This is a genomic window from Terriglobales bacterium (assembly GCA_035624455.1).
Lineage (GTDB): Bacteria > Acidobacteriota > Terriglobia > Terriglobales > Acidobacteriaceae > DASPRM01.
Map to the genome: position 1 here is coordinate 26,920 of DASPRM010000139.1, position 23,235 is coordinate 50,154.

Consider the following 23,235-nt stretch of genomic DNA (forward strand, 5'->3'; position numbering starts at 1 on the left):
CGCGCCGCTCACGGCGACAAGGCGGGTGGCGTGAGGCTGCTCCTTTTGGTAGCATCGCGCAACCGTGAAAGGGTGGGACCTGAAATCCCAAGACGAGCTGCATTTTTTCTTATGGACCGGCTGTCCGACTAACATCTTCTCGATTAGAGCACTGAGCTAGCGTCTTATGAAATACGATTTCCTGATAGAGACGTATGCCACCGAGCGACTGAAGGTGGTGAGTGTGTGGAGTGAGTTCAGGGATGAGGATATGCAAGTGCGTCCGCGCGCCCAGGATCCGCGAGGGCGGAGTGTCCATGAACAAATGGTGCATCAGTGTATGAGCGAGGACATCTGGTTTCGGACAATGCTAGGAATCGACGTGGGCGCGCCTCCTCTGCCATCGCCAGAGAAGCGTTTGGAGTTCATCCGGCGATATGTAGAGGACAGTGGAAAGCGGCTAACAGTTTTGCGCGATAAGGGCGAATCCTGGTGGGAAGAGGAGGTGCAGTTCTTTGACGTGCGGCGCTCGCGCGCCTGGGTGATGACTCGCAGACTCACGCACACCGCGCATCATCGCGGGCAGCAAATGGCGATGCTACGCATGCTGGGAAGAGACTTGCACAGCAATTACGGTCCAACGGCTGATACCGGCGGATTGATGCAGAACCACGCTCCGACCATTTACGCCTACTCCACCCTGGAGGCGCTGCTCGCGGGGGAGGCGACCGGCGGGGAGAAGACCGCTCTGCCGAAGCCTGCGGGCAAACCCGTCACAGAGCGGCCGGGAGAGTAAAGGGCAAAGATGTGCCGCGGGACACGCTGTCGCTTAGCACGGCGTTCCAAAGAGTGGGCAGCAATCGCAGCGCAGAGACCTACGGGATAGCGTAATTACGGGCGGCAGATGCGGTAATCACAGCGAAGTGAATATAGGAAGTGGCGCGTTCCAATTTGTGATGCCCGGCCCGGTGAAATAGGTAAGCGGCACCCACATTGGCTCCGACCATTCCCAGGCTGAAGGCCACAAATCCTGGCCGGCTATTCACCAGGGCTTGTGGTAATTCTGCTTCGGGATAACCAAGACGCATGTTGCGATAGGTGGAGTGGACGTCAGCCAGCCGACTCATAGTGATTGCGCCGAACAAGGCGACATTCTCGCGATCGACAAAATGATGAGGCGGGACCCTGGGAGCCTCAGCTTTGGGCTCAACCAGCATCTCGTGGTCGGCGTCGCTATCTGCAGCCTGAGCCAGCGATGCAAACCAGCAAATCAGCACTATGGTGAGTACTTTCTTCAGCATACTTCCACTTCTAAATCGGCCCCCACAAGCAGAACTTGAGGCCAATCAGGAGTGAAAGCAACTTACGAAAGCAGTTGGACGCTTACTCTCTTGGTTCTTGATCTTTGGGATGCGAGCCGGAGTCTACTGTTTCACTCCGGCTGCATTCATCTGCTCCATCTTTGCGAGATCGGTTTTAGCGCGCTCAGACTGTTCTCCTTCGGGCACCAATCCCACAAATAAGCGCAGATGTTTTGCGGCAAGTGTGTAATCGCCCTTGGCAGCATAGATCTTCCCCAGCAGGAATTGGATCCGTGGTTCTTGATGCTGGGTATCCAGCTCTTCGGCCTTCAGAGCTGCCTTTTCGGCGTCGGCTAATTTCTGTGAATTAAAACTGGCGGCTGCACTGTAGAAGTAAGCGATAGGGTAGGCGGTAGGGCTGAGTTCAATGACCTTGTCGGCATACTGAATGACGTCGGTCCAGTGCTTATTCACAGCCGCGAGTTGGGCCAAACGCAAGTATGGTGGTGCATACTTGGGATCGGCAGCGGCAGCTTTCAGATAAGACTCGCGTGCCTGATCCAGGTGATTTTCGTTTTGCTGCACTTCTCCGAGAAGCAGCCAGGCGGAAGCATACTTGTCATAGAGCTGTACTGCCTTGACAAGGCGCTTCTCGGCATCAGGCAGCTTGTTTTTCTTCAGGTCGTCGCGAGCCTTGTCATACTCCTTCGTGGCTCCGGGAGGGGCCTGCAGGCTGGTCACGCTGATGCTGCCGGATTCGCTCTTGCCAGCTTTCTTCAGAACGATAGTGCCTACGTTGGGATCGTCCATGAACCTGTGGCCGGCGAGGGCGATGCTGGATGAGGTGTAGCCAGGCAAATCCGCCCGGAGTTCGCACGCCCAGAGCTGGCGCTCGGAGACTCGTGTGCCGTTGTTAATTGTGTTGATGAAGTCTCGGCCTTCAGAGGCGTCCGGCACCATGGTGTTAGCCCGGCTTCCCAAAAGAATGCTGAACTGGCCGTGGGAGTCGGTATAAGCCTCGCGGCGAATGTTGGCATTGCAAACGCGCACGATGGTAACCGGCTCCGGGGGCTCACCGCCTTCTTCCATTACTACTTTTCCCGTAAGGTAGGCACCCGTAGTGGTGTTGTCAGGAAATTGTCCAACGGGTGGAATATTTGGATTAGTGCCACGCCCAGGCGTCGAGGTCCCTGCACTGCCACCGGTACTTCCGCCTCCAGACTTAGCTTGTGCTCCTGCAAGAGGCAGAATGGTTAAGACGGCCAAAAGAGTAAGTAGGGAGGCGGTAAGGGTGGAAGTCATGGAGAACCCCCTAAGCAAGTGCCTGGGATACAAAAAAAGGTGGAGAGAGCACCCTTTGTGCAGAGCATTTTACTCCCCTTTTGGAGCGCACAGCATTCTTTCTCCCAGGCTCATGTGCGACGATTGATCGCCCGATCGAACGCCGCCAGTTGGTGAGGTAACACCCGAATAGCGCTTGAACAGAGGACTCCCTTAGCACCTCTGCCGATGGCAGGCTCGGCCAAGTGTGCAGTCCCTTCCGTAATCCATCGCAGCTGCGAATCCCCACATCAAATCAGTGGGTTGCGATAGGTTGAACATAGGTTGAACGTGGGAGCGCTGGTCCGTGAAATGGTTGCCCAAGGTAAGGGGTTTCCGCGTGGCACGAAATGAAGCCCTCATAGTGAGCGACATAGGGGTTTCCCGTCCGACACGTTTTAAGCTGAAGACACCCTTACGCTACCGCGGCTCGAGTGAATTCCAGTGGCATGATGGGATCACAGAGAACATCAGTTGCACCGGGGTATTGTTTCGTGCTGAGGGGCCGGTTGAACCTCGAACGCCCATCGCCATCCGTTTTACTCTGCCCCAGGCAATTGCCGGGCAGACTCCGATTGAGGTCACCTGCGACGCATACGTGGTGCGCCGCGCCAGCATTAGTGCGCCTGAGGACGGAGGCTTTTCGATTGCGGCCGCGATCCTCAACTACCATCTGCCGACCGAGAGGCAGGCCTATGAACCTGCAGTGGGAGTTGTGGTTCCAGAAGGAACGGGATCCGTAGACCCAATGCAGGTTATCCATCAACTCAACGGACAACTTGCGGTGGTGATTGGGAACTGCGACCTAATTCTCAGCCACGCCGAGTTGGACGAAAACTTACAAAAGAGCGTTGACAATATTCGGAACGCGGGACTGCGAATTGCGACGCTGATCCGTGAACGAATTGTTAAGGCTAGTCACTAAATGCAAAAGGAGTAGCAGTAATGCAACCGTCGGGCAACACACTCCCCCATCCCACGGCGGATGCATCCTCGAAGCGAGACAGTCTGGTATGGATCGATCGCTATATCAGGCTCGTGGATGTGCTGCTGGAGAATGCTGAGACTGATAAGCAAGATCCTCTGGGCCTGCAAGCACTATGCCGGACCAGCACGCGGTCACAGTAGAAACCCTAACCTTCTTCCAGCCGGTCCGGCGGAACATGGCCGGGCCGGCTTATCTTTGCTTTGTACAATGTCTGCATGCTTTCCATCCGGTGTGCCACCGCTGATGACGTTGAACTGATTCTGCAATTCATTCACGATTTGGCGGAATACGAGCGCGAGCCACAGGCCGTGGTGGCCACGCGAGAAGATCTGATCCGCGACGGCTTCAGCGATCGTCCCAAGTTCCACGTTCTGATCGCAGATTGGAACAAACAGCCTGCAGGCTTCGCGTTTTATTTCTTCAATTACTCCACCTGGCGAGGCAAGTCAGGGCTCCATCTCGAGGATTTATTCGTTCAGCCTGAATATCGAGAAAAGGGAATTGGCAAGGCGCTGCTGGCGGAACTGGCAGAAATTGCGGTGCAGGAGAACTGCTATGGGCTGCGCTGGGAAGTTTTGGATTGGAACACTCCGGCCATTGATTTCTATGAACGAGTAGGAGGAGAGGTTCTCAGACACTGGCTCCCAGTACGATTGACGGGCCAACCGCTACTGCGTTTAGCAGAAGCAGCGAGCGGGGGCCGAGGGAATCCGACTGGTTGCTAGAGTTGGCAGAATTGTTATTCGCATCTTATGCGAGGCATTTATAATCAAAATATCGTGCTTAAGTATTCGATCGTAGTTCCCTTTCATAACGAAGCGGAGAACGTTACCGAACTCTATGACCGGCTCAAGGATGTCATGGAGACGACGGGAGAAGGGTTCGAACTTGTTTTTGTGGACGACGGCAGTTCCGACGCCACTTTCGAACTGTTGCGCGAGATCGCCGAGATTGACAGCCGAGTGACGGTGGTGAAACTGCGCCGCAATTTTGGTCAGACTTCGGCTTTGGCGGCGGGTTTTGATCACGCTCGCGGCGAATACGTGATCGCGATGGACGGTGACCTCCAGCACGATCCGAGCGAAATTCCGGACTTCATTGCCAAGGTCAACGAGGGCTATGACATTGTCAGTGGCTGGCGCAAACAGCGAATCGATCATCTTTTGCTGCGCCGCATCCCATCCCGTGCCGCGAACTGGATGATGGCGCGATTGAGCGGCGTGGATATTCACGACTTCGGAACAACCTATAAGGCCTACCGACGGGAATTGCTGACCCAGATTCCGCTGTATGGTGAACTGCACCGTTTCATTCCTGCCCTGGCATCCTGGTATGGGGCGTCAATCTGCGAGATTCCCATCAGCAACCTCAATCGTGAACGGGGAAATTCACATTATGGAATCGGGCGCACACTGCGCGTGTTCTTCGACCTGATCACGATTCGCTTTCTACTTCGCTACCTGCAGCGGCCACTGCATTTCTTTGGGTCGGTAGGGATGTTGAGTGCCTCAGCAGGATGCGCGATTGGCATATGGCTGGCGATTCTGAAGATCGTGCGGAATGCCGACGTGATGACGGCACACGGTCCGCTGATTATTTTTGCTGCCGTACTGATCCTGGCGGGTGTACAGATGCTCGCCCTGGGTCTGCTGGGAGAGATGCATGTGCGCCATTATCACGATTCGGTGCGCCATGCGCCGTACTCGGTGGATCGCATCCTGCGCTCGAAGAACGAACAGTCCACTATCGCCGACTAAGGTTCTCCACAGTAGTTCGGGGCTCACCTCCGCCACCCCTGTGATTCCCATCACCGCTTACGTTTGACCAGTTGCTGCAGACTAATTGCGCCCCCAGAGCCGTTTTTGGCCTAGCGGCTGCGGGGATTCATTGGCTGACCGCACCTTAGGCTCCCGGGCACAAGGGCCCGCGAACAAAAGTCCGACTCACATATAATGCGTAGGTCGTCATATGCCAACCATGGATAAAGTCACACATGAACTTCGTCTGGCCAGGCGCATGGCCCGGCTGGGAACAGAAACCGCGTTCGAGGTCCTGGTGCGCGCTAAGGCTTTGGAGCGCCAGGGCAAGGAGATTATTCACCTGGAAATCGGTGAGCCGGATTTTGATACCCCGGCCAACATCGTCGAAGCTGGCGCTGATGCTCTCCGTCACGGGTGGACGCATTACGGCCCGTCTGCCGGTTTGCCCGAACTGCGCGAGACCATCGCCCAATATGTGAGCAGGACTAGGGGAGTAAGAGTCGGACCCGAGGAAGTGGTGGTTGTTCCGGGCGGCAAGCCGATCATTTTCTTCAGCATATTGGCACTGGTTGAAGAAGGGGATGAAGTCATCTATCCCAATCCTGGTTTCCCCATCTACGAGTCGATGATCAACTTCCTGGACGCGACGGCGGTACCAATTCGTCTGCGCGAGGAATTGGATTTCCGGCTCGATGTGAACGAGTTGGCGGATCTGATTAGCGAGCGCACCAAGCTGATTATTCTGAATTCACCCCAAAATCCCACGGGGGGAGTGCTCACCGAAAAGGATGTGCGCGACATTGCTGCTGCGATCGGGGATCGCGACATCATGGTGCTGTCAGACGAAATCTACAGTCGGCTAATCTTCGAAGGTAAACATCACTCGATCCTCTCGCTGGACGATTGGAAGGATCGGACAATCCTGCTGGACGGCTTTTCCAAGACCTATGCCATGACGGGCTGGCGCATGGGATATGGCGTGATGCGCGCCGACCTGGCAGCGCACATAGCGCGCCTGATGACGAACTCCAATTCCTGTACTGCCAGTTTCACTCAGGTAGCTGGCATTGAGGCACTCACGGGGGATCAGTCGCCCGTGGAGGGCATGGATGCGGAATTCAAACGCCGCCGGGATATGTTTGTCGGGCGCATCAATCGGATCAAAGGCTTCTCTTGCCGTTTGCCAAAGGGCGCGTTTTACACCTTCCCCAATATCACGGGAACGGGCTGGTCGTCGAAGAAGCTCGCCGATGCATTGCTGGAAGAGGCTGGCGTAGCGGCGCTTTCCGGAACGGCATTTGGTAGGTTCGGGGAAGGCTATCTCCGGTTTAGCGTGGCCAATTCGTACGAAAACCTGGAAAAGGCAGCAGACAGAATCGAGGAATGGGTAAAGGCCCGTCTATAGTGATAAACCGGCTCTGCCGCCAGTTCCAGGCACAAAAACGCCCGCATTGTGCGGGCGTTTTGCATTGGGCTGTTGTCAAAGCCTTTCCGGAAGGCAGTCCACTGGTTCATACTCGTACGAGGTTCGGGGCGAGGATGGAACGACAATGCCGGATAAACACTTTCGTGTGTTTGCCACTGCTTCGATCGGGGAGGAAGCGGAGAACGAGTTACGACGCCGTGGCTACGAGTTAGAGGTCTACCCCGAGCCAGAGCCACCCCCGAAACAGCTGATCATTGAGAAGGTGAAATCGGGTATTGATGGCCTGATTACAACCTTGCGCGATCCGATCGATGCCGAAGTGTTCGAGGCGGGGAAGGGAAGGCTGAAAGTTGTCTCCCAGTACGCGGTGGGCTTCGACAATATCAACCGCGAAGACGCCAACCGTTACAAGATCCCTTTCACGCACACTCCCGACGTTCTGACGGAGGCGACCGCCGAATTCGCCTTCTTCATCATGGGGGCTCTGGCACGTAAGCTGTGGAGCAGCGAGAGGCTGGTGCGTGAAAACAAGTGGGGGTATTGGCATCCGTTCCTGCCATTTCTTGGAGACGAGGTCACTGGCAAAGCCATCGCTGTGATCGGCACAGGACGAATTGGACTGGCGATGATCAAGAAGTGCACCGGGTTCGACATGAACATCCTCTGCTATGACCCGGTCTATCAAAATCATCGGTTCGTCGAAGCCATCCAGGATTTGATGGATTTCCGTCACGCTCATGGTATTCAGAAGGATAAGAGCTGGATCAAGTACGTGGCGTTCGAAGAAGCGCTTCGCCAGGCAGATTTTGTCAGCGTGCATGTTCCTTTGCTGCGGCAGGGCGAGTCAGCGACTCCCACGTTCCACCTGTTCAATGAACGAACCCTGAAACTCATGAAGCCGACGGCCTATCTGGTGAATACTTCACGTGGACCTGTCGTTGACGAAGCTGCGCTGGCGCTAGCATTGAAAGAGAAGTGGATTGGAGGCGCGGCGTTGGATGTCTTCGAAAAGGAGCCGTTAGCGGCGGATTCTCCGCTGCGCGATCCCGCGCTGGAAGACCGCTGCCGACTGTTTTCGCACTTCGCCAGCGCCGGCAGAATTACCCGCTTGTCCATCGATCCCGACAAAGGCATGGCGGGGCGAACGGTGCAGGCACTCATCGATGTACTCGAGGGCAATCACAATGGTGATCCCTGCAAAATGCCGTTCGTGGTCAATAAAGAAGCGTTTTGCCCCTAAGGACTGCGTGCGATGGTTGGCTTGCTCGTCATCGATGTACAAAATGATTTTGTCGAGGGCGGCGCACTAGCTGTGAAGGGTGGCAAGAAGGTTGTGCCGCGCATAAACCGGCTTATCGAACGCCTGGGAGAAGACGCATTCGTCGTGTACACGATGGATTGGCATCCGCCGAAACATTCTCAATTCCGCCAGCACGGAGGCCCCTGGCCAGTGCACTGCATACAAGGAAGTGTGGGCGCAGAACTGGTTCGGGAATTGCACAAGCCGGGCACGCTGGGAAAGCATCATGAAGTGTTGCGCAAAGGACAGCACCCGCACCGGGACGGCTATTCGGGATTTGAGGCGGTCAACGCAGCAGGCGAAAGCCTGGAACAGGTCTTGAAGAAAAAAGCCCTCAACACTGTTGTTGTCTGCGGGCTCACTACAGACTACTGCGTGCGCGCTACAGCGCTCGATGCGGCCGAAGCCGGCTTCCGTGTGCACCTGGTGCTCGATGCGGTCGCGGGTGTCGAACCGGAGACGACGAACAAGGCGCTGGCGGAAATGAAGGCAGCGGGGGTCGAGTTCCACGAGAGCGTGGAGACGGTGCAAGTGGCAGCGTGAGCCGAGTGCCGGTGGCAGTTGAGACTGTGTTTTGAACTCCCCATTTAAGGCCCAGAAGCAGGCGTGAACCCCGCATCAAGAACTACCCCGCCCAAGCTTCGCTTGAACGGGGGCGCCTCAGGTTCTTTGATGGGAGAATCGGGCTAGCGGGCCGCCATCACACCTACCAGCGACTGAAACACTTTGAAGCCGTCGGTGCCACCCAGTAGGCCCTCGCTGGAGCGTTCGGGATGGGGCATCATGCCGAGAACGTTGCGACCTTCGTTGCAAATCCCCGCAATGTTATCGAGTGATCCGTTGGGATTGGCTGCCGTTGTGACCTCGCCCTGTTCGGTGCAGTAGCGAAAGACGATCCGCCTGCGCAGTGCGCGCAAGGTCTCCTCGTTGCAGAAGTAGTTTCCTTCCATATGGCCGATCGGGATCTGAAGTACCTCACCCTCTTTGCACGAGTTGGTGAACGGGGTGTCAGGGTTTTCAACGCGGACATGCACAGCTCGGCACACGTACTTTAGCCCCGCATTCACCAAGAGCGCGCCCGGCAACATGTGAGACTCGCAAAGAATTTGGAAGCCGTTGCAGATGCCGAGGACTATTCCACCGCTATCGGCAAATTTCTTGACTGACTCCATCACGGGCGAGAAGCGGGCGATGGCGCCGGTGCGCAAGTAGTCACCGTAGGCGAAACCGCCGGGAATGATGACCACGTCGCAGTTTTCCAGATCATGAGACTCGTGCCAGAGAAAAGTGACGGGTTGGTGAGCGACCGACTCGAGAACCCAGTAGGGATCGTGATCGCAGTTGGAGCCGGGGAACCTGATCACGCCGAATTTCATGATGCCAGTCTAGCATGCGGTCAGGAGGCCCTCCCGACACCTAGGAAAACACGGGAGCGCGGACAGGAGCGTCCGCGCACACACGTCCGCGCTACCCGGAATCGGAAATTACCTGGGGGGTGGTTCGGGGCCATCCAGGTCCAGGGATGGTGGTGGAGGCGGAACACCGGGTGGGAACGGTGCTGTCATCGAGCCTGGTGGCCCAACCCTTCTAATAAACATTTGTTGGGTTCGGGTGTGGATGGCTTGTAACTGCTTCCACTGCTCCAGGCTGAGGACCTTGCGGAAGTCGAGAGTCATAAGCGTGAACTCGCGCTCCAGTTTGCCTCGCGCGGCGAGCAGCTGGTCGACCTGCGCGGTCACCTGTTTCTCGTCGGGATAATCTGCATGCATCAACTGCTCCAGCTTCAAATCCTGTTTTTGAGTTTCGGCGCCATAGTCGATCAGCTTAAGGCGATGCTGGTAGAAACTGTCTTCGAGTTGCTTGATCTGATTGTCAGTCAGATGCAGCTTGCTCACGATTTCGGAGTTTTTCCACCAGTTGCCGAGCTCTCCCTTGTAAAACATGACGTTGCCGCCGCCCATCGGGCCGCCGGAAACTGCCACACCGCCGACGGCTCCGCCGATTGGGCCGCCAGTGGTGACCGAGACTTGGGCGAGCATTAGATTAGGAATAACAAGCAGCCAAAACCAAGCGAATTTGATTTGCATAGCGTTCTCCTCCAGAGAGTGCTATTTGGACTTTGTCAGGGCAGTACGATTCATCTCGTACGCCAAAAGGGTTGCTGGGGCCAGGGCATCGGGCACCTGGCTGTTTACGGTATGTTCCACTTCCACAAGCAAGGCGAAATCCTGGTCCTGACTACGAATGGATTGGCTGTACGTGGGCGCCGGAACAGCTGGGGGCTTCGCGGGTTTCAGAAGAAACACCCCAAGAACAATCAAACCTACGACCATGCTCCAGGCCAGACCTGGAATGCCTTGGCTTGAGCGTGCGGCAATCTGGCTTTCAATGCGCGCGCGCTGCGCGGACCAGAAGAACTCATCGCGGGCAGCAAGCTGCTGTGAGTCGTCGCGGAAAGCCGCGAGCGGTGCTGCGATCAGGTCGCGCTCACGGCGGCAATCGGCGCAAGATGCGAGGTGGCCGGCAACGCTGCCGGATGGCTCCTCCCACAGCGATGCGTTCAACTCAAATTCACTCAGATGGGGATTCACTGACCTGCTCCTTTTAGCCGGGTTCGGATGCCACTCAGGGCGCGAGAGAGATGCGCCTTAACGGTTCCAATTTCAACGTCGAGGGTGGCGGCAATTTCCTGCAGAGTCATATCTTCGGCAAAGCGCAGCAGGAAGACTTCACGTTGATTAGGAGATAAGCGGTTGGCGGCTTTCCAGATGGCCGCTACCCGCTCCCGCTCCACGAGTTGTGCTTCCGACGAAAGCTTGCCATCGGGTATTTGCTCGGCGATATCACTCAACTCTTGCCGGTCTGGCGCGTGAAACAGTTTTTGCCAGAAGCCGCGACGCTTGCTGCGGAAGTAATCGCGAGTCAGGTTGATGGCGATTCTGGTCAGCCAGGTCTCGACCGCAGCTTCTCCGCGGAAGCTGGCACGCTTCCGGTAAGCCCGCAGGAAGCATTCCTGAGTGAGATTGTCGGCCGCGTCCGGATCCTTCAGCACGCACAGCAGAATCCGGTAGATGCGCCGCTGATGGAGGCGGACGATCTGGTTGAAGTCCTGCTCTGCGAGAGACTTAGCATCCGGTACGGCCTCGATGGGCAACATTCCGGTGACGATGTCGGCCAACCCTTTTGTCTCCTACACCAAAATTGACGAATCCAGGGGGCGGAGGTTTACATCCACTGACAATAGCTTGGATTCGATCTATCGCGCTTTTGAATCGCAATTATCGAGATTTTTAACCCGCTGGGTGATTGACGGACGTGAATAATCCGGGCTAGGCTCTAGATCACTTTATGATTTCCTCGTGCCAGATTGTGGGTTCTGGAGTCGCGTGCAATACGTGTTGTTGTACGACCCCATCTTCTGGCGCTGGGAGGAGACTCGAGTAGTCATTCCTTAGACTAAAAAGTTGCAAAGAGGCCCACGCGCTAGAAGTAAAGCACGTGGGCCTTTTTGTTTTTGGGACTGAACTTATGCCGGAAGCTACCAAAGAGACAAAAGCCGCGAGGATCGAGCGGCTCAAACGCGCCAAAAATGCGTGGGAGAGCCTGCACGAAATCCGGGAATTCGCCCGCCAGGGATGGCAGTCAATCCCTCCGGAGTGGCTGGGGACCTATTTCCGATTCTGGGGTGTGTACACTCAGGGCGACGGTGTTGGAGCGGTAGGCGGAACAGGCGGGGAAGGCAAAGCGCTTCCCTATTTCATGGTGCGGATTCGGATTCCCAATGGCTTGCTCCGGAGCCATCAATTGCGCACCATCGCCGATCTGGCAGCGAAATATGCAAGGGGAGTCGCCGACATCACCGTTCGACAGAATATTCAGCTGCACTGGGTTCGAATTGAGGATCTCCCCGATCTGCTGGAGCAACTATGGCGGGCCGGACTGACCACGATGGGCTCCTGTGGCGATGACACGCGCAACATTACTGGCTGCCCCCTGGCTGGAATTGATGCTGATGAAATCTGCGATGCGTCGCCACTGGCGTTGGACGTGAATCGCTTTTTCGTTGGCAACTCGGAATTCTACAACCTCCCACGGAAATTCAAGATCAGCATCACCGGCTGCCGGGTATGGTGCTCCTATCCAGAGATTAATGACATTGGATTGACCGCAATCTCTCGCACACGAAACGGCAGCGAGGAGGTCGGTTTTTCGCTGCGGGTGGGAGGCGGGCTCTCAACAGATCCGTACTTTGCCCAGCGCTTGAATGCTTTTGTTGCCTGGAATCAGGTCCAGGCGGTGGTGAAGGGGATTGCGGAGATTTTTCGTGACAGCTCGATGTTGCGCACCAGCCGAGAGCAGGCTCGTCTGAAGTTCCTTTTCCTGAAGCACGGTTGGACAGCGCAGAGCTTCCTGCAAGAGTTGCACAGCCGAATCGGATTCAAGCTGGATCCCGCGGAACTGGAAGAGCCTCCGTTGGACGTCTATCGGGACCACGTGGGAATTCATCCGCAAAAGCAGCATGGGTATTCCTACATAGGGGCTGCGGTGCTGCGCGGGAGAATTTCAGCCGAGCAGTTGTTGGCTGCCGCAGAGTTGGCCGAAGGCTTTGCGGCAGGTGAGCTGCGAACCACCAACATGCAAAACCTGGTGATCGTGAATGTGCGCAAGGAACGGGCGGAGGCGCTGGCGCGGGAGTTGGAAGCAATTGGGCTGCGAACGAGCGCGTCGCCGTTCTGGCGGGGCGCGATTGCCTGCACGGGGTCGGAGTTCTGCAAATTGGCGATCACCGAGACCAAGAGTTTTACGCGGTGGTTGGTAGAAGAACTGGAAGAACGACTACCTGGCTTCGATCAGCAGTTAAAGCTGAACGTCACGGGCTGCCCGAACAGTTGCGGACAGCACTGGATCGCGGACATCGGTCTGGAGGGAAAGAAGATCAAGGTGAATGGTCAGCTGGTGGATGCCTATTACTTCTGTGTCGGCGGGGCAGTGGGTAAGCAGCAGTCGATAGCGCGTGCGGTTGGATATCGCTGCCTCGCTTCAGAGGTTCCGGACGCAATGGAACGCCTGCTGAGTAGCTATCAGGCGCTGCGGCACGAGGGCGAGAATCTGCGGCAGTTTTTTGCCAGGCACACCAATGACGAACTGCGAACTTTCCTGGCAGGAGGTCTGATTGCTGCGGTCGCACGGGATATGGCAATGGGCACAGTCCCGCCCGGAATCGAGGGATAACTCGAATATGAGCATGAACCTGTTTCCGATTTTTCTGAAGCTTGAGGGTCGCGAGGTCGTGGTGATCGGCGGCGGCGCGATCGCCGAATCCAAGCTGGAGGGATTGCTGTCGGCTGGAGCTCGCCTGCGGCTAGTCGCGCCTGAATTGACACCGGGGATCGCGAAGATCATCGCTCGGGGCCGGATCGGCTGGCGTCAGGGGACATTTGAGCCTGCTGATTTAAACGGGGCGTTCATGGTGATCGCCGCTACCGACGAGCGATCAGTAAACGAGGCTGTATTCCAGGTTGCGCAAGAGAAAGGCGTGCTCTGCAATGCCGTAGATGATCCCGATCATTGCCACTTCTACTATCCGGCAGTGGTGAGGCGGGGCAAGCTGCAGATCGCAATTTCCACTGCAGGCCTGAGTCCAGCCCTGGCGCAGCGGCTCCGAAAGCAGTTAGAAGCGCAATTTGGCGAGGAATATGGTGCATGGCTGGATTGGCTCGGCGCGGTCAGGCACAACCTGTTTGCCAGCCAGATGAATTCTGAGGAACGAAAGAAAATTCTGCATCGTGTTGCCAGCCACACGAGCTTCGAGACCTTTGCCAGCTGCAAATCTCATCATCAAGTGCAGGAAGGGACGCAATGAGAGGAACTGTGTATCTGGTGGGCGCCGGGCCGGGCAATGTGGAGCTGCTTACAGTGAAAGCTACGCGGGTGCTGCAGCAGGCGAACGTCGTGCTGCACGATTCCTTGGTCAGCAGTGAAGTGTTGGAGCTTATCTCGCCTGTCGCAAGGGTGATCGATGTCGGCAAGCGCTGCGGGCTCAAACTGCTGACTCAGGACGAAATCAACGGACTGCTGATTTCGTTTGCAGAGACGGATCGAACCGTAGTGAGGTTGAAGGGCGGAGATCCACTGGTCTTCGGCCGTGCGGGCGAGGAGATCGAAGCGCTTCGCGAAGCGGGAGTGAAATACGAAGTCGTTCCTGGGGTCACGGCTGCAAGTGGGGCAGCAGCCGCAGCGGGAATTTCACTCACCGATCGGCGTTGCGCTTCGAGTCTCCTCATTACTACGGGCCATCGGGGAGTGGAGAACCTGGGAGGTGACTGGCTAAGGCTGGCGCGCGGCGACACGACGCTCGTCGTCTACATGCCGGGTAAGGACTACCTGAAAATTGCAGAATTGCTAATGGAGGCTGGGCTTGAGACGCAGACCCCGTGCGTGGTGGTGTCATCGGCCAGCCGTAGCAATGAGCAGGTCCGTTTTACGAATCTGGGGGATTTGTTGAGGATTGCCACGCCCCCCGCTCCTGCGGTGTTGATCGTGGGCTGGGTGGCGGGGTCGGTGGAAGAGTTCCGTTCGATGATGACGCGGCCAGAGTTGCAGCGAGAACTGTCTCTCCCGCGATTTGAAGTTTGAGGGCACCGGTGGTGAAGAGGCAAACACGGTGGTCTGCAAAACCGCTATTCGCGGGTTCGAATCCCGCCCGGTGCTCCAGGATTTAAGCAGTGCAATTTAACAAGGAGGGGTCATGAGTGCACAAACAGAGGCAGGTAGCAAGTCGAAGTTCCGTCTTTCACTGGATGCCTGGGCAGTGCTGATTGCGTTGGCTTCAGCGGTACTGGTGCGAGCGGGAATCTTGAAGCACGTGCCCTGGTAAATGGGGCAGAAAAATACAGGGGGAGATATTTATGGCCGGGTCCATTGCTTTACCGCGAGTAGAACCACTCAGTTCCACTTGGAAGGTGCTGCGCCTGTTGCCGGGGGTGCTGCTGCTGGGCGCAATCGGCTATGCCGGAAAAGTGCTGGAGCAGACGATCAATACCTATTCCAAAGCCCATCACCTGACCGTGCCCAACATCGAGTACGTGCTCTGGGCGATCGCGATCGGGTTAGTGATTTCGAACACCCTGACCATTCCGGAATTTTTTCGGCCTGGGATCGCAACTTACGAATTCTGGCTGAAGGCGGGCATCGTGCTGCTGGGATCCAGGTTCCTGCTGGGAGATGTCGCGAGGCTGGGTGGTATCAGTCTGGCGTTGGTGGGGATCGAGCTGGTGGTTGCGATCACGCTCATGACCCTTTTGGGGAAGGCATTTAAGCTTCGTCCTAAGCTGACTTCGCTATTGGCGGTGGGCTCGGCGGTGTGCGGAGTATCAGCAATCATCGCGACCAGAGGCGCGATCGATGCAGACGACGAGGATTCCTCGTTGGCGATTGCCGCCATCCTGGCATTAGGAGCGCTAGCGCTATTCACGTTTCCGCTGATCGGGCACAGCTTGCACATGAGCGATCACGCATATGGCATGTGGGCCGGGTTAGCAGTCGACAATACTGCCGAAGCCACCGCCGCCGGTGCGCTTTATTCGGATACTGCCAGCAAGATCGCGGTCCTGGCAAAAACCACACGCAATGCCATGATCGGATTTGTGGTGCTGGCCTACGCTATCTACTGGGCAGGACTTGGGCAGGCCAGGCAAGTGCGAAACAAGGGCTGGTTCCTATGGCAGAAGTTTCCCAAGTTTGTTCTGGGCTTTCTTCTGATTTCGGTTCTCGCTACGTATCACGCGTTTAATAAGGCACAGCTCGGTAATTTGGCGAACCTATCACGATGGGCATTTCTGCTGACCTTCGCCGGCGTGGGCTTGCGGACCAACTTTCGGGAGATGCGCAAGCAGGGGCTACGGCCGTTTGTGGTGGGCGCTCTGGGAGAGATCGCAATCGCGGTTGTAACCCTGGGCCTGGTAGTTGGAGCCAATGCCTTGTTCCATTTGTAGAGGAATTCCACCGGCCGAGAGACGGACTTAGGCAGAAATCACGTCCTTTCGGCCGGTTTTTCCCTGGCCTGGCTGGCTGCGCTTGTCCGGTTACCCTGCCTTTCCCCTTTGTAACTTGCCTGGATCCTTCTGAGGAACAAAACTAAACGGCACGGTCCCGATGGGGATCGGTGCGCCCGAGCGCACATAACGGTTGTGGTGTGAGAGAGTCCCCATGAGTGCGACGCTAACCCGCGCCCCTGAGAGTGCCGTGCCGGCTGATCTGGCTAAGTTGCTTTCGATCTACACCCAATTTGCCGACCACTTCGGTCTGGAGCCCGCACCCGCGCACGATGCGTCAGCGGCGGCACGGGCTTTGCCGCAGGTCGAGCAGTGGATGGATCGCCTCGACCAGAGCGTTCAAACCTACCAGCTCCGCCTATTGACGCAGAGTTCGGCATTGGGAGATTCCAGCGAAAAAATACGTGTCCTGCTGGGCCGCTATCTGGACAAGCGGGTAAAGAGTGCGGCGGATCGCGGCAAGATCGACTTTCTGCTAGCACATTACTTCGGAGCGCAAGCGCCAAAGGAATTTCATACGCGAGAGGTATCGCTGGCCGACGTGGCCGAGGTATTGCTGCCGATCATCGGGAGAGTTCCACGAAGCGAACTGGAGCAAAACCCGAAGCTGGAGGATCTGGTCACGGCCTTAGCCGAGTCCAAGAGTCTGGAGGAGTTGAAGGAGCGGGCGATCATGGATCGCGCGAGGTCCTTCAAGGCGGGATTAGGCAATGAATACCTGCTACCAGCAAACCTGGTGGCCTGCACGCGTCTCAACTACCTGCTGCGCCGCCGCTGCTCAGAGCTGATGAAGAGCGACCTGGCGGCAATCGAAGCTGATCTTGATCAGCTGGCGATGATGGGGGAAGAGTGCGTAGATTGCACGGCAGCAAACTTGTCCGCGATTGAACCGATCTCCAGCGTAAAGGAAATCTGCCAGCGCTGGCAGGCACCACGCGTGTCCGAATATGGCACGGAGACGCCGTATGCTCAGGTGCTGGCGCTGAAGAAGGCCGTGACGCGAGCCGTGCGGAAAGCGGAATCGGCTGCCAGGGGATCCGCGGAGGAATCAGGGGTCATGAACACTAACTCGGAAGCGAAATCAGCCGGCGCTAGCGAAGATGGTAGCGGCCCGGTAATGGACACTGCCGCAGTCCGCCGCATGCTAGAGGCAGCCTGGGAGCAGAAGGCGTCGCAGTTGCAGGCGACCTTGGTCTCGGCAGAGGCGCGTCAAGCAGAGCTCGCGGAAAAGGTTAGAACGCTCGAAAGCGAAATCGAAGTTCTTAAAGCGGAGCTTGAACTGCGGCCGGAAATACCGAACCTGCCACTGGGTACGACGGATGCTGCCTTGGAACAGCTAGGGAAAGCGGTTCAGACGACTGCGGTAGAGAAGGCTTCTGTAGAAGATCATTCTGCTGAGAATACTTCCGCTATCAACGGCTCGGCTGGGAGTCCTGCTATCGAGGATGCTTCCGCGGGGCACGATCTTGACGCCCAGGAACCCGCAGAGAGTGCGTCGAAGAAGCCGGCTAATGGCTTCAACCCGAGTCCGCAACTGCCGGAGCCGGTCCGTCGCAGCCTGGATCTCTGCATCAAGCAGATCGAGGCAGGACTGGCGCACCTCGAGAAATCGAAACCGAGCATTGGCCCGATTAACCTGACTTTCGGGACGCTTCCAGTTCCGTTGTCGGCGCCGGAAGTGAAGGCTTTCCTGGAACCCGATATTCCGTTTTCCTCGTTGATTCGCGACGCTGCCGCGGCAAAGACTTACATACTGTATGCGGCCACTCAGAAGGCTAAGGACAAGGGGCAGAACTTAGCTAGTGCAGTAGGAGCGGCGCAAACACTCGCTAATACGATCGAAAGCTGGCTCAATGCCGCGAGTGGAGGAGACGCCACAATGCTCGCGCAGGTGCGAAGCGAACTCTCTTCCGTTGTGCAACAAAACCACAGCTGACGCGATCGGCAAGAGCATATTCCCCGCCCTTGGGCTGAATGACAAGGCTGAGCTGGGCTTGTGAACCGGGCCATCCGAGCGTAACTTCCTTGCCCTTCTGACTGCCCCAATAAGGCATCATAGATCGCATGGAGTTCTGGGAACACGTTCATATCACCGGAGGCGCACTAAAGCGCTGGCTGATCGCGCAAACCTATGACGCTTTGGCAGTGGCTGGGTTATGGCTGGTGGGATTATCCATCATTCGAATCCCCTGGGCTCCGCTGTGGGCGATTCTGGGAGGTTTGTTCCAGTTCGTGCCTAATGTGGGTGGTGTGCTTACCATAATCGGACCAGCCACAGTTGCAGGCCTGACGGGCGTTTTCAGTGGCAACTGGCAGAAACTGCTCTACCTGCTGATCCTGTATGCCGTGGTGGTTGTGGTGGACGGACTCGTATTGCAGCCGGTGATCATGAAGCGGACGGCAAAGGTGCCCATCTGGGCCTCGCTCACCGTTCCCATCGTTCTGGGACTATTTCTAGGCTTTTGGGGAGTGCTCATCTCAGCCCCTCTGCTGGCGGTGTTCTTTACCTATCGGGCGAAAAAGCGGGAGAGTGCGGCACAGTAGGGATTTTGGGTGAAGGAAAAACATGGATGCTTCGCCCGACAACCGGGCTCAGCATGCCCCCCTTCGGTAGGCCCGGAGTTCAGTGCAAAACAAGCGGGGACACGGATGCGAATTCTCCTTATGCCGCCGAAGATGCGGCGCTGGCGAATGCCGCCTAAGCACAGTCTTTTGTCGCAGTCAGCGATCCGACGGTATTTCGAGTGGTCTCTGACGATATCCGATCGAGGAACAAGCACTGTCCAAATGGTATAATCATCAGCTGGTTCGGTCGGTTTCTGGCAGCCAAGATCGGGGCGCATCATGAACGGCGCTCGCCGGCTTCTCGAATCAGACTCCCTCAAGTTATCGATTACGTAACGAGGTCGCACTATGTCTGGCCATTCAAAGTGGGCCACCATTAAGCATAAAAAGGGCGCTTTGGACGCCAAGCGCGGCAAGATTTTTACTCGCCTAATTAAGGAAATCACCATTGCAGCCAAGAGCGGCGGTGATCCCGACAAGAACCCCCGTCTGCGCAAGGCGGTGGCCGATGCCAAGGCGGAGAATATGCCCGCAGACAATATCAAACGGGCCATACAGCGCGGAACCGGCGAGCTGCCTGGCGTCTCTTACGAAGAATTCACACTTGAGGGATATGGCCCGGGTGGCGTGGCGTTGCTGGTGGAGATCTCCAGCGATAACCGCAATCGCACCGTGAGTGAGATTCGCCATGTTTTTACCAAGAACGGTGGCAACATGGCCGAAGCTGGTGCGGTGGCCTGGATGTTCCACAAGAAGGGTGACATTGTCGTTCCGAAATCTGCGGCCAAAGAAGACGATCTGATGAACATCGTGCTGGAGAATGGCGGCGAGGACTTGAAGGACGACGGGGAGACCTGGGAAGTCCTGACCGATCCCTCGAGTTTTGAAAGCGTTTTGGAGGCGATCAAGAAAGCTAAAATTACCCCGACTACTGCAGAAGTTGGGATGGTGCCGCAGAATTACATCAAACTGGAGGGCCAGGCCGCCAACACGATGATCCGCCTGATTGAGGCCTTAGACGATCATGATGATGTGCAGCACGTGTGGTCGAACTTCGACGTGGACATCAAGCAACTGGAGGAAGTGGCCGGGTAGGCTTCGACCGAATTCGACAGTGGGCCGCCGAAGTGGCGGCCTTTTCTTTTGTCAGCTGGATGCGAGTAGGACTCGATTCCTATCGTGCTCGCCTGATACATTCTTTATCTGGTCAGCAAGAGATTAGCAGAGGGTCGATGAGGATTGCCGGGATTGTCCTGTTGCTGTTGATCGCAAATCCGTGCGGGAAAGCACAAAATTCGGCAGAGAGTCCGCTGCATCAACCGGTCTGGGAATTTGGACCCTGGGTCGGCGGTGGCACAGGGCTTGGCAGTGCATCGGAGTTCAAATTCATTAGTGCAGGCGCCCGCATCGGCCGCGTGCTGACCAACGAGATCGGCACCGGCGGATTTCGGGGGACGTTTGAATGGGCTGCCGATCTGATGCCTATTTACGAAGTCCGGCAGTCTTTGTTTTACACGTCCGGACCGAGTGAATGGATCTACGGCGGGGCATTCAATCCCATAGTGCTTAAATGGAATTGGACCGCCAATCCGCGGATTATTCCTCATTTTGAAGCCGAGGGCGGAGTTCTGTTCACTACCAAGGAGGTGCCGCCTGGGGATACGTCGCGGGTGAATTTTCTGCCAGGAGGAGCATTTGGGATTTACGTTATGCGCTCCAATCGGCAGGCAGTAGATCTGTCAGTTCATATCACCCATATTTCCAATGCCAGCATGGGAGACCACAATCCGGGAATCAATGCCACCATGCAGTTTCGTGTGGGATATACCTGGTTCAAGTAAGATTCTGATTTGTTAGAGCGTCGGTCAGACATGTCCACCATTGTTGAATGCGTCCCCAATTTTTCCGAAGGCCGCGACGCCGGCAAAGTGGATGCAATTGTTGCAGCCATGAAGGTGCCAGGCGTTTATCTGTTGGACCGAGAAATGGACGCCGATCACAACCGCTGCGTGATCACGCTTGCGGGCGACCGCGTGGCTATCGCAGAGGCAGCCATCCGCGGGGTTGGGAAAGCCGCCGAGTTGATCGATCTCAATCGCCACCAGGGGGCGCATCCCCGCATGGGGGCGGCCGACGTCGTGCCCTTTATTCCGATTGAAGGCGTGAGTCTGGAAGATTGCGTGCAAATCGCTCGAGGCGTGGGCGACGAGATCTGGAAGCGTTATCAGATTCCGGTTTATTTCTACGAAGCGGCGGCAACCACGCCGGAGCGGCAGAATCTCGAGAATATCAGGCGCGGGCAATTTGAAGGTATTCGCGATGAAATCGCCACCAATCCAGTGCGGAAACCAGATGTGGGCGAAGCCCGCGTGCATCCGACGGCTGGAGCGACAGTGGTGGGAGCGCGGAAGTTTCTTATCGCTTATAACGTTTTCCTGAACACGCCCGATGTTGAGATAGCGAAGAAAGTGGCGAAGGCAGTGCGGTTCTCGTCCGGTGGTTTGCGTTATGTGAAGGGGGCGGGTTTCTTGGTACGTGGGCTGGCGCAAGTCTCGATGAACCTAACCGATTTTGACCAGACTCCGATTGGCCGCGTCTTTGAATTCGTGCGCAGGGAAGCTGCGCGGTACGGCGTGGCTCCGGTAAGCAGTGAGATTGTCGGCCTGATCCCCAAGAAAGCCCTGGAAGATGCGGCTGAATGGTTCCTGCAGGTAGAGAACTTTGATTCCTCTCTGATTCTGGAAAACCGGCTGGCCGCGATCATGGGTGGAAAAATGGCAGTGGGGGGCTTGCGCGCAGGGGTTGAGCCGTTCGTGGAGCAACTGGCAGCTCCTACTGCGACACCGGGAGGAGGCAGCGCCGCCGCAGCGGCAGGCGCGATGGCCGCTGGACTGGCGCACATGGTGGCAGCCATGTCGCGGGGGAAGAAGAATTATGTACAGAATGAGCGCGAGCTAAGCGAAGCCATCGCGCGGCTTTCATGGCTGCGCGAGGAGTTGAAAGCTGCCATAGATGCGGATGCTGCCTCTTACGACAATGTAGTCAAGGCCTTCAAACAGGCGCGAGAATCTGGAAACGAGACCGGCGTGATTACAGATGCCTTGAAAGGCGCAACCAGCGTCCCCTTGAAAGTGGCGCAGCAAGCACGGGAAGTGGTTGAGATCGCTGTGAAATTGGGCCCGATCACGAACCCCAAGATGTCTTCCGACTTGACGGTAGCCAAGGCGCTCGCCGAGGCTGCCGTGAAGGGAGCGTTGGCAAATGTTGAGATCAATCTGGGAGAGTTGGAAGACGAGGCCTTCGTAAAAGAGGTTCGAAACAAAGTGGCAGCGCTCACCAGCTAGACGGGCAATTTTGGCGCTCCTCGGCTTAATCTTGGCAATGGAAGCTTGTACGCCAAGCTGCGCGCGGGTCCATGCGGGCATGTCCGGACGGGTTCGCTTCGAGGAATCAGTCCTAAAATCCATACCCAATTTCGGATAGAATGTTTCTGCAATCTCTCCGCTAGACAGGAAACCGCATCTTAGTCTGTACCAGCACCTGAGAGGTCGTATGAGGCGTTTTGGGTATCTCTTCGCGCTATTGCTGAGCGGAAGCCTGAGTTTCGGGGCTGCTATGGGTACTTCCACGCGAACCGTCATTCCGGCGCGCATCCAACAGATTATTTCAGTGGATTACCGCGCGCTGCACAATTCGCCCACCGCGATGGCGCTAAAGGAACGCGTGCTGCCTGATAATCTCAAGCAATTCGAAGCTTCGCTGAGAAGTTTTGGATTGAATCCGGACCAGGATGTCGAGCAGTTGGTGTTTGCCGCCTTCCGAGTCAAAGATAACGCCACGCCTCATCTGGTGGGCATCGCGCAGGGGCCGATTCCCAGCAGCAAACTGCTGCAGCGGATAAAGCTCAAGAAGATCACGCCCGAGAAGTACCGCACCTCGCGCATTTATCCAATGAGCAATGGCATGGCAATGACTTTCCTAGATGCTTACACCATGCTCTTTGGGGAACGGACTGCTGTGAAGAGCGCGCTGGATGCGCGCGATGGGGAGGCCGACAACCTGAGCAGCAACCCGGAGATTAGCGACATGATCGCCAGCGTGGAGTCAGGCGATGTGTGGAGTGTACTGGATGCGGTGGGAACCCAGAACATGATGCGCTCCACCCTGGGCGATGCGGCGCAGCTGACGGATTACAACGCGGTAAAGAAGCGCCTGCTGGGTTCCCGTTACACAATGGATTTCACCGGCGGGGTCAACTTCGATCTGGGTGTGCTCACCTCCGACAACATGACAGCCGCAACCCTCTCGTCCTTGATCAAGGCGGGTGTACTCTACAAGAAAATGACCGCCAGCTCGGTTGAAAAAGTGGCGCTGGATAACGTCACCGTCGATTCCGACAGTTCCTTGCTGCGGCTGCATTTCAAGACTGATGACAAGCAATTCCAGTCCCTGCTGCAATCGCCATTGTTTGCGGCCGTATCACGCTAGACGATCTGCCTTAGATCAAAGGGCGGCAAATTGCTGCCCCTTCTTTTTTTGAAC

Annotated in this window: 25 protein-coding genes and 1 tRNA gene; 20 read left to right on the forward strand and 6 right to left on the reverse strand. The window is 56.6% G+C overall.

Annotated features, from left to right (window positions below; all coding sequences use genetic code 11):
* Window positions 1-166: 166 nt before the first annotated feature.
* On the forward strand, window positions 167-775 hold the full coding sequence (locus VEG30_15730) for a DinB family protein (protein HXZ81379.1): 609 nt from the start codon (window positions 167-169) through the stop codon (window positions 773-775).
* Between the two features lie 79 nt (window positions 776-854).
* On the opposite strand, the gene VEG30_15735 is transcribed toward VEG30_15730, so the two are convergent.
* The gene (locus VEG30_15735; GenBank protein ID HXZ81380.1) at window positions 855-1,280 is read right to left on the reverse strand and encodes a hypothetical protein; all 426 of its coding nucleotides are present in this window, start codon (window positions 1,278-1,280) and stop codon (window positions 855-857) included.
* A gap of 123 nt (window positions 1,281-1,403) precedes the next feature.
* Complete coding sequence (locus VEG30_15740) at window positions 1,404-2,582, reverse strand: tetratricopeptide repeat protein (protein HXZ81381.1); 1,179 nt, start codon at window positions 2,580-2,582, stop codon at window positions 1,404-1,406.
* A gap of 358 nt (window positions 2,583-2,940) precedes the next feature.
* Here VEG30_15740 and VEG30_15745 point away from each other — a divergent pair, with 358 nt between their 5' ends.
* From VEG30_15745 to VEG30_15775, 7 genes are all read left to right on the forward strand, one after another.
* Window positions 2,941-3,525, forward strand: coding sequence for a hypothetical protein (locus VEG30_15745; protein HXZ81382.1), 585 nt, complete (start codon window positions 2,941-2,943; stop codon window positions 3,523-3,525).
* A 20-nt stretch (window positions 3,526-3,545) separates the two neighbouring features.
* Window positions 3,546-3,728, forward strand: a complete 183-nt coding sequence (locus VEG30_15750) for a hypothetical protein (protein HXZ81383.1) — start codon at window positions 3,546-3,548, stop codon at window positions 3,726-3,728.
* Between the two features lie 75 nt (window positions 3,729-3,803).
* Window positions 3,804-4,313 (forward strand): GNAT family N-acetyltransferase, encoded by a 510-nt coding sequence (locus VEG30_15755; protein ID HXZ81384.1) that lies wholly within the window; start codon window positions 3,804-3,806, stop codon window positions 4,311-4,313.
* 54 nt (window positions 4,314-4,367) lie between these two features.
* A complete protein-coding gene (locus VEG30_15760; protein HXZ81385.1) occupies window positions 4,368-5,345 on the forward strand; it encodes a glycosyltransferase family 2 protein in 978 nt (325 codons plus the stop codon).
* A gap of 211 nt (window positions 5,346-5,556) precedes the next feature.
* The gene (locus VEG30_15765) at window positions 5,557-6,753 is read left to right on the forward strand and encodes a pyridoxal phosphate-dependent aminotransferase (GenBank protein HXZ81386.1); all 1,197 of its coding nucleotides are present in this window, start codon (window positions 5,557-5,559) and stop codon (window positions 6,751-6,753) included.
* Between the two features lie 145 nt (window positions 6,754-6,898).
* Window positions 6,899-8,014, forward strand: a complete 1,116-nt coding sequence (locus VEG30_15770; GenBank protein ID HXZ81387.1) for a D-glycerate dehydrogenase — start codon at window positions 6,899-6,901, stop codon at window positions 8,012-8,014.
* 12 nt (window positions 8,015-8,026) lie between these two features.
* Window positions 8,027-8,617 (forward strand): nicotinamidase, encoded by a 591-nt coding sequence (locus VEG30_15775; protein ID HXZ81388.1) that lies wholly within the window; start codon window positions 8,027-8,029, stop codon window positions 8,615-8,617.
* Window positions 8,618-8,760: 143 nt separating this feature from the next.
* On the opposite strand, the gene purQ is transcribed toward VEG30_15775, so the two are convergent.
* From purQ to VEG30_15795, 4 genes are all read right to left on the reverse strand, one after another.
* On the reverse strand, window positions 8,761-9,450 hold the full coding sequence (purQ, locus tag VEG30_15780; protein HXZ81389.1) for a phosphoribosylformylglycinamidine synthase subunit PurQ: 690 nt from the start codon (window positions 9,448-9,450) through the stop codon (window positions 8,761-8,763).
* A gap of 108 nt (window positions 9,451-9,558) precedes the next feature.
* Window positions 9,559-10,161, reverse strand: coding sequence for a periplasmic heavy metal sensor (locus tag VEG30_15785; protein HXZ81390.1), 603 nt, complete (start codon window positions 10,159-10,161; stop codon window positions 9,559-9,561).
* A 21-nt stretch (window positions 10,162-10,182) separates the two neighbouring features.
* Window positions 10,183-10,665 carry a hypothetical protein gene (locus tag VEG30_15790; GenBank protein HXZ81391.1) on the reverse strand — a complete coding sequence of 161 codons (483 nt, stop codon included), beginning with the start codon at window positions 10,663-10,665 and terminating at the stop codon, window positions 10,183-10,185.
* Window positions 10,662-11,252 (reverse strand): sigma-70 family RNA polymerase sigma factor, encoded by a 591-nt coding sequence (locus tag VEG30_15795; GenBank protein HXZ81392.1) that lies wholly within the window; start codon window positions 11,250-11,252, stop codon window positions 10,662-10,664. The genes VEG30_15790 and VEG30_15795 overlap by 4 nt, the downstream gene beginning before the upstream one ends.
* 350 nt (window positions 11,253-11,602) lie before the next feature.
* Here VEG30_15795 and VEG30_15800 point away from each other — a divergent pair, with 350 nt between their 5' ends.
* The 12 genes from VEG30_15800 (at window position 11,603) to VEG30_15855 (ending at window position 23,181) form a co-directional block, all read left to right on the forward strand.
* Window positions 11,603-13,306, forward strand: coding sequence for a nitrite/sulfite reductase (locus tag VEG30_15800; GenBank protein HXZ81393.1), 1,704 nt, complete (start codon window positions 11,603-11,605; stop codon window positions 13,304-13,306).
* A 13-nt stretch (window positions 13,307-13,319) separates the two neighbouring features.
* A complete protein-coding gene (locus VEG30_15805) occupies window positions 13,320-13,937 on the forward strand; it encodes a bifunctional precorrin-2 dehydrogenase/sirohydrochlorin ferrochelatase (GenBank protein ID HXZ81394.1) in 618 nt (205 codons plus the stop codon).
* Complete coding sequence (cobA, locus tag VEG30_15810; protein ID HXZ81395.1) at window positions 13,934-14,710, forward strand: uroporphyrinogen-III C-methyltransferase; 777 nt, start codon at window positions 13,934-13,936, stop codon at window positions 14,708-14,710. The genes VEG30_15805 and cobA overlap by 4 nt, the downstream gene beginning before the upstream one ends.
* Before the next feature lie 2 nt (window positions 14,711-14,712).
* A tRNA-Cys gene (locus VEG30_15815) sits at window positions 14,713-14,788 on the forward strand.
* A 34-nt stretch (window positions 14,789-14,822) separates the two neighbouring features.
* Window positions 14,823-14,951, forward strand: coding sequence for a hypothetical protein (locus VEG30_15820; GenBank protein HXZ81396.1), 129 nt, complete (start codon window positions 14,823-14,825; stop codon window positions 14,949-14,951).
* 31 nt (window positions 14,952-14,982) lie between these two features.
* Window positions 14,983-16,068, forward strand: coding sequence for a putative sulfate exporter family transporter (locus VEG30_15825; GenBank protein ID HXZ81397.1), 1,086 nt, complete (start codon window positions 14,983-14,985; stop codon window positions 16,066-16,068).
* Window positions 16,069-16,282: 214 nt separating this feature from the next.
* On the forward strand, window positions 16,283-18,064 hold the full coding sequence (locus VEG30_15830; GenBank protein ID HXZ81398.1) for a hypothetical protein: 1,782 nt from the start codon (window positions 16,283-16,285) through the stop codon (window positions 18,062-18,064).
* A 128-nt stretch (window positions 18,065-18,192) separates the two neighbouring features.
* Window positions 18,193-18,672, forward strand: a complete 480-nt coding sequence (locus VEG30_15835; protein HXZ81399.1) for an AI-2E family transporter — start codon at window positions 18,193-18,195, stop codon at window positions 18,670-18,672.
* 369 nt (window positions 18,673-19,041) lie between these two features.
* A complete protein-coding gene (locus VEG30_15840) occupies window positions 19,042-19,788 on the forward strand; it encodes a YebC/PmpR family DNA-binding transcriptional regulator (protein HXZ81400.1) in 747 nt (248 codons plus the stop codon).
* A 137-nt stretch (window positions 19,789-19,925) separates the two neighbouring features.
* Window positions 19,926-20,534, forward strand: coding sequence for an acyloxyacyl hydrolase (locus tag VEG30_15845; GenBank protein ID HXZ81401.1), 609 nt, complete (start codon window positions 19,926-19,928; stop codon window positions 20,532-20,534).
* Between the two features lie 30 nt (window positions 20,535-20,564).
* Entirely contained in the window at window positions 20,565-22,037 is a 1,473-nt protein-coding gene (ftcD, locus tag VEG30_15850) for a glutamate formimidoyltransferase (GenBank protein ID HXZ81402.1), read from the forward strand.
* 208 nt (window positions 22,038-22,245) lie between these two features.
* On the forward strand, window positions 22,246-23,181 hold the full coding sequence (locus VEG30_15855; protein HXZ81403.1) for a hypothetical protein: 936 nt from the start codon (window positions 22,246-22,248) through the stop codon (window positions 23,179-23,181).
* Window positions 23,182-23,235: the final 54 nt, after the last annotated feature.

What these genes read in the sequence shown, in the direction of transcription:
- purQ (HXZ81389.1), bottom strand. Translation starts at nt 9,450, where the DNA reads ATGAAATTCGGCGTGATCAGGTTCCCCGGCTCCAACTGCGATCACGAT.
- VEG30_15735 (HXZ81380.1), bottom strand. Translation starts at nt 1,280, where the DNA reads ATGCTGAAGAAAGTACTCACCATAGTGCTGATTTGCTGGTTTGCATCG.
- VEG30_15750 (HXZ81383.1), top strand. Translation starts at nt 3,546, where the DNA reads ATGCAACCGTCGGGCAACACACTCCCCCATCCCACGGCGGATGCATCC.
- VEG30_15840 (HXZ81400.1), top strand. Translation starts at nt 19,042, where the DNA reads ATGTCTGGCCATTCAAAGTGGGCCACCATTAAGCATAAAAAGGGCGCT.
- VEG30_15730 (HXZ81379.1), top strand. Translation starts at nt 167, where the DNA reads ATGAAATACGATTTCCTGATAGAGACGTATGCCACCGAGCGACTGAAG.
- cobA (HXZ81395.1), top strand. Translation starts at nt 13,934, where the DNA reads ATGAGAGGAACTGTGTATCTGGTGGGCGCCGGGCCGGGCAATGTGGAG.
- VEG30_15800 (HXZ81393.1), top strand. Translation starts at nt 11,603, where the DNA reads ATGCCGGAAGCTACCAAAGAGACAAAAGCCGCGAGGATCGAGCGGCTC.
- VEG30_15805 (HXZ81394.1), top strand. Translation starts at nt 13,320, where the DNA reads ATGAACCTGTTTCCGATTTTTCTGAAGCTTGAGGGTCGCGAGGTCGTG.
- VEG30_15835 (HXZ81399.1), top strand. Translation starts at nt 18,193, where the DNA reads ATGGAGTTCTGGGAACACGTTCATATCACCGGAGGCGCACTAAAGCGC.
- VEG30_15765 (HXZ81386.1), top strand. Translation starts at nt 5,557, where the DNA reads ATGCCAACCATGGATAAAGTCACACATGAACTTCGTCTGGCCAGGCGC.
- VEG30_15855 (HXZ81403.1), top strand. Translation starts at nt 22,246, where the DNA reads ATGAGGCGTTTTGGGTATCTCTTCGCGCTATTGCTGAGCGGAAGCCTG.
- VEG30_15830 (HXZ81398.1), top strand. Translation starts at nt 16,283, where the DNA reads ATGAGTGCGACGCTAACCCGCGCCCCTGAGAGTGCCGTGCCGGCTGAT.
- VEG30_15755 (HXZ81384.1), top strand. Translation starts at nt 3,804, where the DNA reads ATGCTTTCCATCCGGTGTGCCACCGCTGATGACGTTGAACTGATTCTG.
- VEG30_15820 (HXZ81396.1), top strand. Translation starts at nt 14,823, where the DNA reads ATGAGTGCACAAACAGAGGCAGGTAGCAAGTCGAAGTTCCGTCTTTCA.
- VEG30_15770 (HXZ81387.1), top strand. Translation starts at nt 6,899, where the DNA reads ATGCCGGATAAACACTTTCGTGTGTTTGCCACTGCTTCGATCGGGGAG.
- ftcD (HXZ81402.1), top strand. Translation starts at nt 20,565, where the DNA reads ATGTCCACCATTGTTGAATGCGTCCCCAATTTTTCCGAAGGCCGCGAC.
- VEG30_15825 (HXZ81397.1), top strand. Translation starts at nt 14,983, where the DNA reads ATGGCCGGGTCCATTGCTTTACCGCGAGTAGAACCACTCAGTTCCACT.
- VEG30_15845 (HXZ81401.1), top strand. Translation starts at nt 19,926, where the DNA reads ATGAGGATTGCCGGGATTGTCCTGTTGCTGTTGATCGCAAATCCGTGC.
- VEG30_15740 (HXZ81381.1), bottom strand. Translation starts at nt 2,582, where the DNA reads ATGACTTCCACCCTTACCGCCTCCCTACTTACTCTTTTGGCCGTCTTA.
- VEG30_15775 (HXZ81388.1), top strand. Translation starts at nt 8,027, where the DNA reads ATGGTTGGCTTGCTCGTCATCGATGTACAAAATGATTTTGTCGAGGGC.
- VEG30_15785 (HXZ81390.1), bottom strand. Translation starts at nt 10,161, where the DNA reads ATGCAAATCAAATTCGCTTGGTTTTGGCTGCTTGTTATTCCTAATCTA.